At 65.6% G+C, this 11,326-nt stretch carries 10 protein-coding genes; 5 read left to right on the top strand and 5 right to left on the bottom strand.

The window, feature by feature from the left end; all coding sequences use genetic code 11:
• The 5 genes from LQT98_RS04435 to LQT98_RS04415 form a co-directional block, all read left to right on the top strand.
• Positions 1-945 (top strand): aldehyde dehydrogenase family protein (locus tag LQT98_RS04435; protein ID WP_231461264.1); only part of this gene is annotated, 945 nt, incomplete at its 5' end.
• 4 nt (positions 946-949) lie between these two features.
• Positions 950-2,110: an iron-containing alcohol dehydrogenase gene (locus LQT98_RS04430; protein ID WP_231461263.1), complete on the top strand. Its 1,161-nt coding sequence runs from the start codon at positions 950-952 to the stop codon at positions 2,108-2,110.
• Complete coding sequence (locus LQT98_RS04425) at positions 2,110-2,820, top strand: gamma-glutamyl-gamma-aminobutyrate hydrolase family protein (RefSeq protein WP_107799420.1); 711 nt, start codon at positions 2,110-2,112, stop codon at positions 2,818-2,820. Before LQT98_RS04430 ends, LQT98_RS04425 begins: the two co-directional genes overlap by 1 nt.
• Positions 2,821-2,965: 145 nt before the next feature.
• Complete coding sequence (locus LQT98_RS04420; protein WP_231461262.1) at positions 2,966-4,504, top strand: amino acid permease; 1,539 nt, start codon at positions 2,966-2,968, stop codon at positions 4,502-4,504.
• 100 nt (positions 4,505-4,604) lie between these two features.
• Positions 4,605-5,240 (top strand): LysE family translocator, encoded by a 636-nt coding sequence (locus LQT98_RS04415; protein WP_231461261.1) that lies wholly within the window; start codon positions 4,605-4,607, stop codon positions 5,238-5,240.
• Positions 5,241-5,315: 75 nt separating this feature from the next.
• Here LQT98_RS04415 and LQT98_RS04410 read toward each other — a convergent pair whose 3' ends face one another.
• The 5 genes from LQT98_RS04410 to argF all read right to left on the bottom strand — a co-directional run bounded on the left by LQT98_RS04410 (position 5,316) and on the right by argF (position 11,140).
• A complete protein-coding gene (locus LQT98_RS04410; RefSeq protein WP_019099892.1) occupies positions 5,316-5,519 on the bottom strand; it encodes a DUF2788 domain-containing protein in 204 nt (67 codons plus the stop codon).
• Positions 5,520-5,628: 109 nt separating this feature from the next.
• Complete coding sequence (locus LQT98_RS04405; RefSeq protein ID WP_231461260.1) at positions 5,629-7,827, bottom strand: TonB-dependent receptor; 2,199 nt, start codon at positions 7,825-7,827, stop codon at positions 5,629-5,631.
• Positions 7,828-7,945: 118 nt separating this feature from the next.
• A complete protein-coding gene (locus LQT98_RS04400; RefSeq protein ID WP_231461259.1) occupies positions 7,946-8,833 on the bottom strand; it encodes a DMT family transporter in 888 nt (295 codons plus the stop codon).
• 58 nt (positions 8,834-8,891) lie between these two features.
• Positions 8,892-10,118, bottom strand: coding sequence for an argininosuccinate synthase (locus LQT98_RS04395; RefSeq protein ID WP_231461258.1), 1,227 nt, complete (start codon positions 10,116-10,118; stop codon positions 8,892-8,894).
• A 98-nt stretch (positions 10,119-10,216) separates the two neighbouring features.
• Positions 10,217-11,140, bottom strand: coding sequence for an ornithine carbamoyltransferase (gene argF, locus LQT98_RS04390; protein ID WP_048410808.1), 924 nt, complete (start codon positions 11,138-11,140; stop codon positions 10,217-10,219).
• Positions 11,141-11,326 lie beyond the last annotated feature (186 nt).

Here is an 11,326-nt window from a genome sequence, read left to right as displayed (position 1 = left end):
CTGGCCGCCGGCAACTGCGTGCTGCTCAAGCATTCCTCGCAAACCCCGCTGATCGCCGACCTGTTCCGCCAAGCCTGCGCCGCCGCCGGCCTGCCCATCGGCGTGTTCCAGACTCTGGAGCTGGACCATGCCGCCACCTTGAAACTGACGGCCGCGCCGGAGATCGACTTCGTCGCCTTCACCGGCTCGGTGAGCGGCGGCCGCGCGGTGCAAAGGGCGGCCGCCGAGCGCTTCATCGGCGTCGGCCTGGAACTGGGCGGCAAGGACCCGGCCTATGTGCGCGCCGACGCCGACCTGCGGGCGGCGATAGAAAACCTGGTGGACGGCGCTTTCTTCAATTCCGGCCAGTCCTGCTGCGGCATCGAACGCATCTATGTGCAGCGCCAGCGCTACCGCGACTTCGTTGACGGCTTCGTCGAGCTGACCCGGACCTATCGCTTCGGCCATCCGCTGGACCCGGACACCAATCTGGGGCCCATGGTGCGCGCCGGCGCCGCCGACTTCGTGCGCGGACAGATCCAGGCGGCGCTGGCCGCCGGCGCGCGCGCGTTGATTCCAGCCGGCCATTTCGCCGCCGACGCGCCCGGCAGCGCCTATCTGGCGCCGCAAGTGCTGGTGGACGTGAACCACGCCATGAGCGTGATGCGCGAGGAGAGCTTCGGCCCAGTCATCGGCATCATGGCGGTGGACTCCGACGAGGAGGCGCTGCGGCTGATGAACGACAGCGCCTACGGCCTGACCGCCTCGATCTGGACCGCGGACCGCGACGCCGCCGTCCGCCTGGGCCAGCAACTGGAGACCGGCACCGTGTTCATGAACCGCTGCGACTACCTGGACCCGGCGCTGGCCTGGACCGGGGTCAAGGACACCGGCCGCGGCGTGTCCTTGTCCGTGTTGGGCTATCAGCAGCTGACCCGAGTCAAATCCTTCCATCTCAAGGGGTAAGGCGATGCAACTGCAAGGCAACTGGAACTATCCGACCAGCATCCGCTTCGGCGCCGGCCGCGCCGTGGAGCTGCCGGCGCTGTGCCGCGAACTGGGCATGCGCCGCCCGCTGCTGGTCACCGACCCCGGCCTGGCCAAGCTGCCGATGCTGGCCCGGCTGCGGAGCTTGCTGAGCGACGCCGGCCTGGAGACGGCCTTGTTCAGCGATATGCGCCCCAATCCGGTGGGCCGCGACGTCGACGCCGGGGTCGCCGCCTTCCGCGACGGCCGCCACGACGGGGTGGTCGCCGTCGGCGGCGGCAGCGCGCTGGACGTGGGCAAGGCCATCGCTTTGATGTCCGGACAAAAACGCCCGCTGTGGGACTTCGAGGACGTGGGCGACAACTGGCTGCGTGTCGATCCCGCCGGCGTCGCGCCCACGCTGGCTGTGCCCACCACCGCCGGCACCGGTTCCGAGGTGGGCCGAGCGTCCTTGATCATCGACGAAGCCGCGCACCGCAAGGTCATCATCTTCCATCCGTCCATGCTGCCCAAGCTGGTGCTGGCGGATCCGGAACTGACCGTCGGCCTGCCGCCGGCGCTGACCGCCGCCACCGGTGTCGACGCGCTGGTGCACAATCTGGAAGCCTTCTGCTCCCCGTTCTACCACCCCATCGCCCAGGGCGTGGCGCTGGAAGGCATGCGGCTGGCGCACGACTGGCTGCCGGCGGCCCACGCCGACGGCGGCAATCTGGAGGCCCGCGCCCAGATGCTGTCCTGTTCCATCATGGGCGCCACCGCCTTCCAGAAAGGCCTGGGCGGCGTGCACGCGCTGGCGCATCCCATCGGCGCGGTGTTCGACACCCACCACGGCCTGGCCAACGCCGTGCTGCTGCCCTATGTGCTGGTGCGCAACCGGCCGGCGATAGCCGAACGGCTGAGCGCCGCCGCCCGCTACCTGGGCCTGGCCGACGCCAGCTTCGACGGTTTCCTCACTTGGGTGCTGCAATTGCGCGCCGGCCTGGGCATTCCGCACACCCTGGCGGAGATCGGCATCGGCGCGGACGCCGCCACCGACATCGGCCGCATGGCCAAGGCCGACCCCAGCGACGGCGGCAACCCCTTGCCCCTGTCCGCCGACGACTACCGCGCGATCTTCCTCGCCGCGCAGCAAGGCAGGCTGTGATGAGGCGCCCGCTGATCGGCCTGACCACCTACCCGGCCACGCCCGAGCACGGCTACCACACGCCTCTGGAATACGTGGCGGCGGTGGTGCGCGCCGGCGGCGCGCCGGTGCAATTGCCGGCGCTGGGCCCGGAGATGGTGGACGGCTGGCTGGACAAGCTGGACGGCGTGGTGCTGATCGGCGGCGGCGACATCGATCCGGCCCGCTTCGACCGCGACGGCCACCCGACCATTTACAACCTCAGCCCGGAGCGCGACGCCACCGAAATCGCGCTGGCGCGCGCGCTGCTGCAACGCAAGCTGCCGACGCTGGCGATCTGCCGCGGCCTGCAAATCCTCAACACCGTGCTGGGCGGCAGCCTGCACCTGCACCTGCCGGACGTGGTGGGCGAGGCCGTGCCCCATCGCGCGCCGCCGCGTGTGCCGACGCCGCACCCGGTGCGCGTCGCCGCCGATTCCTGCCTGGCGGGCCTGATCGGCACCGAGGTCCTCACCCAGTCCTGGCACCACCAGGCGATAGACCGCCCCGGCCACGGCGTGGTGCCGGTGGCCTGGGCGCCGGACGGCGTGATCGAGGCGATAGAAATCGCCGATTTTCCCCAGTTGATCGCGGTGCAATGGCACCCCGAGCTCTCCGCCGAGCGCGACAGCGGCCAGCAAAGGCTGTTCGACGCGCTGGTCACCATGAGCGGAACGCCGCCGCCCGGCTGAGCGCCGCCGCGCCTCGCTTCTGAAATAGACACGAAGCCCGGATCACCGGGCCAGGGCCCGGCCGGCCTCCGCCGCCGTTCGGGCGCCGGCGCGCACGCGCGCCCAGGCGGAAAACCACAGACATGCACAATGAGAGAGGAACATCATGGAACCAGTTCGGCATGAGTCCGCGCCCGTCGGCGAGGACGAGAAACTGTTGCACAGCATGGGTTACGCTCAGGAGTTGTCCCGACGCATGAGCGGCTTTTCCAACTTCGCCATCTCCTTTTCCATCATCTGCGTGCTGGCCGGCGGCATCACCGCCTTCCCGGCCGGACTCAGCGCCGGCGGCGGCGCGGCCATCGGCATAGGCTGGCCGGTGGGCGCGCTGTTCGCCGCCATCGTCGCCGCGGCCATGGCCCAGATCGCCTCCGCCTACCCCACCGCCGGCGGGCTTTACCACTGGGCGTCCATCCTGGGCGGCAAGGGCCTGGGCTGGACCACCGCCTGGATCAATCTGCTGGGACTGATCTTCGTCACCGCCGCGGTCAATTTCGGCGTTTACGATCCCTTCTTCAAAACCCTGGTCGCGCCGCTGCTGGGCCTGAACCCGGAACAGCTGGGCTGGGGCCAGCAGACCTCGTTCCTCGCCGTGGTGGCGCTGAGCCAGGCCTGGCTCAACCACCTGGGCATCAAGCTCACCACCCGGCTGACCGATCTGTCCGGCTATCTGATTTTCGTCGTCACCCTGGCCCTGGTGGTGTCGCTGCTGATCTACGCGCCAGGGCCGCTGGATTTCTCCCGCTTGTGGACCTTCCACAATTACAGCGGCGCCGACGGCGGCGCCTGGCCGCGGATGGACAACACGGTGATGGTCTTCCTGGCCGGCCTGCTGCTCACCGTCTATACCCTGACCGGCTACGACGCCTCCGCCCACACCTCGGAGGAAACCCGCGAAGCGGCGCGCAATGTGCCCAAGGGCATCTTGCGCTCGGTGCTGTGGTCCGGCGTGTTCGGCTATCTGATGATCTGCGCCTTCGTACTGGTGCTGCCGGACCTGGGCGCCGGGGTCAAGGCCGGCATGGGCTTTTTCGATCTGCTGCTGAGCGCGCTGCCGCCGGCCTTGAAGGCGGCGCTGGGCATAGGCATTTTTCTGGTCAACTATCTATGCGGCCTGGCCTGCCTGACCTCCACCTCGCGCATGATGTACGCCTTCGCCCGCGACGGCGGCCTGCCGGCCTCGCGCTGGCTGCGCCAGGTGCATCCGCAACACCGCACCCCGGGCCCGGCGATCTGGGTCAGCGCCGCGCTCGCCATCGCCGCCACCTTGTACGGCGACGCCTTCCTGGTGCTGTCCACCGGCGCCGCGGTGTTCCTGTACATCTCCTACATCTTGCCGTCCGCCGCCGGCCTGTTCGCCGAGGGCCGCAGCTGGACCCACAAGGGGCCGTTCGATCTGGGCCGGGCGTCCAAGCCCATCGCCGCGCTGGCCACGCTGGGCGGCGCGGTGCTGGTCTTCGTCGGCATCCAGCCGCCGAATGAGAAGGTCTTGTACCTGACCATAGCACTGCTGCTGGTGCTGGCCTTGTTCTGGTTCGCGCTGGGCGTGCGCAAGCAATTCAAGGGACCGCCCACCGGCCAGCGCATTCAGGGCCATCAAGCGCATATCCGCGAAATCGAAAGCGCGCTGGACGAGGCCGGCTGAACGCGCAGTCCAAAGGGAGACCGGCGCGGCCGGACAAAGCGCTTGTCTCCCGGCGGCAAATGCGGAATCATCCGGACACGAACCACCGCCAGAGAAGCCCATGCTCGTCACCCCGGAACAATTGCTCGCCTTCACCGCCGCCGCGATGCTGATCACGCTATCGCCCGGCCCGGACAATCTGATGGTGCTGAGCCAGGGCATCGCCCGCGGCCGCCGTCAGGGCATGGCCTTCGGCCTGGGCTGCGCCTTGGGCTGCCTGAACCACACGGTGCTGGCCGCACTCGGCGTCAGCGCGCTGATCGCCGCCTCGCCGCTGGCCTTCACGCTGCTGAAATTCGCCGGCGGCGGCTATCTGATCTATCTGGGCTGGCAGGCGCTGCGCAGCCCCGGCGCCAGCTTCCAGGCCGCCGCCGGGCGGGACGCCGCGCCGCTGGCCGCCACCTTCCGCAAAGGCCTGATCGCCAATGCGATCAACCCCAAGGTGGTGCTGTTCTTCCTCGCCTTCCTGCCGCAATTCGTCAATCCGGCCCAGGGTCCGGCCGGGCTGCAGATCGCCGTGCTCGGCCTAGTTTTCACGCTGCAAGGCGCGCTGATCTTCGGCTGCCTCGGCTATTTCTCCGGCACCATCGGCCAATGGCTGTCCAAGAGCCGCCGCGCCAGCCAGTGGCTGGATCGCATCGCCGGCAGCGTGTTCATCGCGCTGGGCTTGAAGCTGATACTGGACCGCGGTCACTAGCGGCTAGCGAGTTTTCCAGGGGTCATAAAAAAGCCGGCAAGCAAGCTTGCCGGCTGTTCGCGCTATCGCGGGTCTTCACTTCTGGATCAGGAACTCCACCAGCACATTCTTGAACAGGAAGCCGGACACGCCGAAGCCCAGCACCAGGAACAGGATGAACATGCCCATCTTGCCGGCCTGAGCCTTCTTGCCCAGGTCCCAGATGATGAAGCCCATGAAAATGATCAGGCCGCCCAGGCACACGATCATGGAAATATTGGTGAATTGTTCTTCCGACACTTGTTGTCCTTTGAGTCCACAGCCAATCACGAGCCGGCGGGGTCTTTGAGCCTCAGCCCCACCTGGCCGTAATAAGATACTCGCCATCGCCCTCCGGCTCAATGCCCCCTCAGAACTTGTACACGGCGGACAAGACCGCGGAGCGGCCGTCGCCGTACTCGATCAAGGACGTCTGGGCGCCGCCCCCCGCCTGTTGGCGCACGCGCTCGACATAGGCCTTGTCGCCCAGATTCTCCAGATTGAGCTGGAAACTCAGCCGGCGGTTCAGCTTATATCCCAGCATCGCGCTGTGCACCCAATAAGCATCCAGGCTGCCGCCGCCGGCGGAAGTAACCTTGCGCTCGCCAATATAGCGCGCGCCGTAGGCTAGACTCCAACCGGCGGGCAGCGCATACGTCGTCCATAGATTGAAGGCATGGCGCGGCGTATTGGCGAGCGCCTCGCCGGCCTGCCCGCTGGCCGCATCGGCCTGCAGCGTCTTGCCGTCCAGGTAGGCGTAGTTGGCGAACAAGCCCCAATTGCCGGTCAGCTTGCCGCTGGCGCCCAGTTCCAGCCCGCGCACCCGCTGCTTGCGCGTCATCGCATAGCTATTGTCGGCCAGCCGCTCGCGCGCATTGTCCTTGTCCACTTGGAACAACGCTCCGGTCAGCGCCAGTCCGCCATCCAGCACCTCCCATTTACTACCCAGCTCCACCGTCTGGTTTTTTTCCGGCTCGAGATTGGCGGTCGCCCGGTCCAGGCCGCTGCCATTGGCAGCCAGAAACTCAGCCGAAGGATTGAAGGACGTACCGTAAGAGAGATAAACCCGGCCTGCTTCCGCCGGCTTGAACACCAGCCCTGCCCGGCCACTGAGCTTGCGGTCGGAACTGCTCGCCTCGCTCGCCGCGCCGGCGGCCGAAACCGTGTTGACCTTGCCGTCCATCCAGTCATAACGCAAACCCAGGCCGAGATCCCAGCGCGGGCTCAGCTCGATATGATCCAGCGCGTACAAGGCCTTGACCTCCAAACTAGCGTCCAAGCGGTCGGTGGACTCGCGCCGAACCGGGCCGCTCCAATAACCGGGAGGATTGCTCAACGGATAGCCATCGGCCGGGAACAGCGCGCTCAGCGCATAGCCATAGCCTTGGCGATCATATGTCTCGCGGGAGATCTCCACGCCGGACACCAGCGTGTGCCGCCAGCTGCCGCTGGCGAAACGTGTGGTGATATTGGTCTGGTTGATCCACATCGTATTGTTGGTTTCCCGGCCGTAACCCTGCGGCCCAGCCGGCAAATAGCGGTCTGGCGGCAGCTTGCCGCCCACGCTGACGCGAGCGCCGGAGAACACCGTATCGCGCTCCAAGCGGGCATGACGCATCAGGTTCTGCAGCTCGACCTCGTTGGCGAAACGATGTTCCAGTTTCACGGTCACGGCATCCGCCGTGGCTTGGTCCTTGTCCAGATTGCGCCAGCCGTAATAAGCGTTGCGCGATACCCCGGCCAAGCGCTTGCCGTTGAGCGCGGGCACGCCGTTGTCCGGCAACTTGTCGTCGTATTGGTGCAGATAGCTGAGCGTCAGCTTGGTGGGTCCATCAATGCCCAAGCTCAACGACGGCGCGACGCCCCAACGTTTGGCATCGATGAAATCCCGGCCCGGCACATCGTTCCGGTGCGCCATCAGGTTCAGACGCAGGGCGGCGGCCTCGCTCAGCCGCTGATTGCTGTCCATGGTGAGCCGACGGTACTGATCGGTTCCCAGGCCCGCGCTCAGTTCCGTGAAAGCATCCGGCTTGGGCTGCTTGCTGACCATATTGATGCTGCCGCCGGTGGTGCCGGCGCCGCCGAACACTGAGTTAGGCCCCTTGATCACCTCAACCGCTTCCAGATTGAACAAATCGGAGCGATAGGTTTGCGCGCTGTCGCGCAAACCGTCCAGCTGCATATTGGCATTGGCGCTGAAGCCACGGATATTGATGCTATCGCCCGAACCGGCGCCGCCCTCCCCGGCGTTGAAGGTGATGCCGGGCACATTCGACAAAGCCTGGCGCAGGCTTTGCGCGTTCTGCTCCTGCAACAGGCGCTGTGGCAGCACGGTAATGGTCTGCGGCACATCCAGCAGCGGCACCGGAATCTTGGCGGAACCGGAACGATCGACCTTGGGCCCTGCGTCTGGCGCGGCCGTTACCGTGACCGTGACCAGCGTGAGCGGCGATGCCGCGGAACGCTCCGCTTCCGCCCAGGCTGGCGCGGCGAAGGATGTCGCCATGGCCAGGGCGGAATACAGGCTGGGCGGACGCAAATGGGCGCGGGAAACAATGCTAAGCTTCATGACGGGCTCCATATGAGAATGAGAATTATTATTTTTCACATAGAGTAAGGACCCGTCCGAGTCCCAACAACGCGCCATGGTCCGGCTGCCAAGCCGCCGCGCTAAGCGCGTGGCGGAATTACCACGCCCTGCGCAGCCGCTGCAACACCAGGGCCACGCCCAGCGCGGCCAACAACATGCCGGCCACCGCCAACAGGCTCAGCTGTTCGTCGAACAGCCACCAGGCCTGCACCGCGGCCAGGCCCGGCGTCAGGTAGAAATAGCTGGCCACCTTGCTGACATCGCCGTCCTTCAGCATGCGCATCAGCAGCAGGATGGCCAGCACCGACAGCGCCAGCACGCTCCAGCCCAGGGCCAGCGCCAGTTGCGCGTTCCAGTGGATGGCGTCGCCGCGCTCCAGCCCCAGCGCCAACGCGCCGGTGATCAGAAAGGCCGCCAAGTATTGATGGAAGGCGCCGGTCAGCGGATGCACGCCCTGGCCGAAGCGTTTCTGGTACAAGGTGCCGGCGGTGATCGCGCACAAGGCCAGCGCGGTCAGCCACAAGCCGGGATTGGCGCCTAACTGCAAGCCCTTGCCACCCAACACCACCAGCAGCGCGCCGCCAAAGCCTATCGCCAGGCCCAGCCATTGCATGCGGCTCAGCCGCTGCTCGCCCATCAGCCAGCTCAATATCGCGGTCAGTATCGGCTGCAGGCCGACGATCAGCGCGGTGATGCCGGCCGGCACCGCCAGCTTGATGCCGGCGAAGCTGGCGCCCAGATAGAGGCCGTGCAGCATCGCGCCGCAAGCCCATTGATGCTTGGCCGCCGCCAGCCCGGGCCAGGCGGGCCGGAAGCAGGCGATCAGCGCGCCGAAGCACAGCAGGGTCAGGCCCATACGTATCGCCAAAAAGGTGAACGGGCCAATGAAAGGCAGGCCCAGCTTGGCGCCGATGAAGCCGGTGCTCCACAGCAGCACAAAGGCCCAGGGGATCCAGGCATTGGATCGATGACTATTGATTTCCATATCTTGATTTCATTGAAAAAAGCCCCCAGTGGGGGCTTTCCGGGCCAAGCGCGGGGCTTTAGCCGCGTTTCAGTTTGGCGTTGCCGGCAATCCGCATCCGCAGCGCGTTCAGGCGGATGAAACCGGCCGCGTCGGCGTGATTGTAGGCGCCGCCGTCTTCGTCGAAGGTGGCGATGGTGGGGTCGAACAGCGAATCGGTCTTGGATTCGCGGCCCACCACGATCACATTGCCCTTGTACAGCTTCAGCCGCACCCAGCCGTTGACCGTGGCCTGGGAGGCGTCGAGCATGCCTTGCAACATCAGGCGCTCCGGGCTCCACCAGTAGCCGGTGTAGACCAGTTTGGCGTACTTGGGCATCAACTCGTCCTTCAGATGAGCCACTTCGCGGTCCAGGGTGATGGATTCTATCGCGCGGTGCGCCTTCAGCATGATGGAGCCGCCCGGGGTTTCGTAGCAACCGCGGGATTTCATGCCCACATAACGGTTTTCCACGATGTCCAGCCGGCCGATGCCGTGCTTGCCGCCAAGGCGGTTCAGCTCGGTCAGCACCTGGGCCGGGCTCATCGTCACGCCGTTGATGGCGGTGATGTCGCCCTTCTCATAGCTCAGCTCGATGTATTCGGCCTGGTCCGGCGCGTTCTCCGGGCTCACCGTCCACAGCCACATATCCTCTTCCGGCTCCGCCGCCGGGTCTTCCAGCACCGTGCCTTCGTAGGAGATGTGCAGCAGGTTGGCGTCCATCGAGTACGGGCTGCCGCCGTTCTTTTTCTTGCTGATGTCGATGCCGTGGGTTTCCGCGTAGTTCAGCAGTTTTTCCCGCGACAGCAGATCCCATTCCCGCCACGGCGCGATCACCTTGACGTCCGGCTTCAGCGCGTAATAGCCCAGCTCGAAACGCACCTGGTCATTGCCCTTGCCGGTGGCGCCGTGCGACACCGCGTCGGCGCCCACCTGATTGGCGATCTCGATCTGACGCTTGGCGATCAGCGGCCGCGCGATCGAGGTGCCCAGCAGGTATTCGCCCTCATAGACGGCGTTGGCGCGGAACATCGGGAACACGAAATCGCGGACGAATTCCTCGCGCAGATCGTCGATGAAGATGTTTTCCGGCTTGATGCCCAGCGACACCGCCTTCTTGCGCGCCGGCTCCACCTCTTCGCCCTGGCCGATGTCGGCGGTGAAGGTCACCACCTCGCATTGATAGGTATCCTGCAGCCACTTGAGAATCACCGAAGTATCCAGACCGCCGGAGTAAGCCAGTACCACTTTCTTGATGTCAGACATTTTGTATTCTTTCAAATCCATTGATTGCCGGATCCGGCCCGCGCTGGCGCGGCCTTGCCGAATCGCGTAAACGGCGGGCGCTCGCCCGCGTCGTCAGTTCAGTCGTAACGCTGGCCCAGCAGCAGGAACTCGATCAGCGCCTTCTGCACGTGCATGCGGTTTTCCGCCTCATCCCAGACCACGCTCTGCGGCCCGTCTATCACCGCGGCGGCCACTTCCTCGCCCCGGTGCGCCGGCAAACAGTGCATGAACAAGGCGTCCGGCTTGGCCAGCTTCATCAGCTCCGGCGTCACCTGGTAGTCGCGGAAGGCTTCCAGCCGCGCTTCCTTCTCCGCCTCGAAACCCATGCTGGTGAACACGTCGGTAGTCACCAGGTCCGCGCCGGCCGCCGCGTGGCTGGCGCTGTGGCTGGGCTCGAAGTGCTCGGGGCCGTAATGCTGGCCGTCCAAGGCCTTCAGTTCGAAGCCCACCGGCGTCGCCACCTTGAGCTTGAAGCCCAGGATTTTGGCCGCCTGCAGCCAGGTGCGGCAGACATTGTTGCCATCGCCTATCCAGGCCACGGTCTTGCCCTTGATCGAGCCGCGCTGCTCGATAAAGGTGAAGATGTCCGCCAGGATCTGGCACGGGTGGTATTCATTGGTCAGGCCGTTGATCACCGGCACCTTGGAATGCGCGGCCAGCCGCTGCACCAACGCCTGCTCATAGGTGCGGATCATGATGATGTCGCTCATCCGGGACAGCACGCGCGCGGTGTCCTCGATGGGCTCGCCGCGGCCCATCTGCGAGCTTTGCGTGTCCAGGAACATCGCGTGGCCGCCCAGTTGCGCCATGCCCGCCTCGAAAGAGACGCGGGTGCGGGTGGAATTCTTCTCAAACACCATGGACATCACCTTGCCGACGAGCGGCTGGTACAACTGGCCGTCGCTACGTCGTCGCTTCAGGACCTTGCTGCGCTCGAAGAGGTGGCGATATTCCTCGTGGGTCAGGTCGCTGAATTGCAGGTAATGCCTAGGGGACGTCATGGTGCTCCATTTCAAAAAAAAGGCCACCGCGCGTTCGACACCGTTTCGGTGTCCTTCATGCGCGATGGCACATTACTACACGCAGGTCTCAAGTCATTCACAGGCGTCGCAAGCATGCCTACGCAAAGCGCATGATTTACATAATTGCGACAAGAGTTATATTTATCGGAAATCAGCCTGTCTGAC

This window comes from Chromobacterium aquaticum (genome assembly GCF_021129195.1).
GTDB classification, from domain to species: Bacteria; Pseudomonadota; Gammaproteobacteria; order Burkholderiales; family Chromobacteriaceae; genus Chromobacterium; species Chromobacterium aquaticum.
This window is presented reverse-complemented; position numbering and strand designations above follow the sequence as displayed.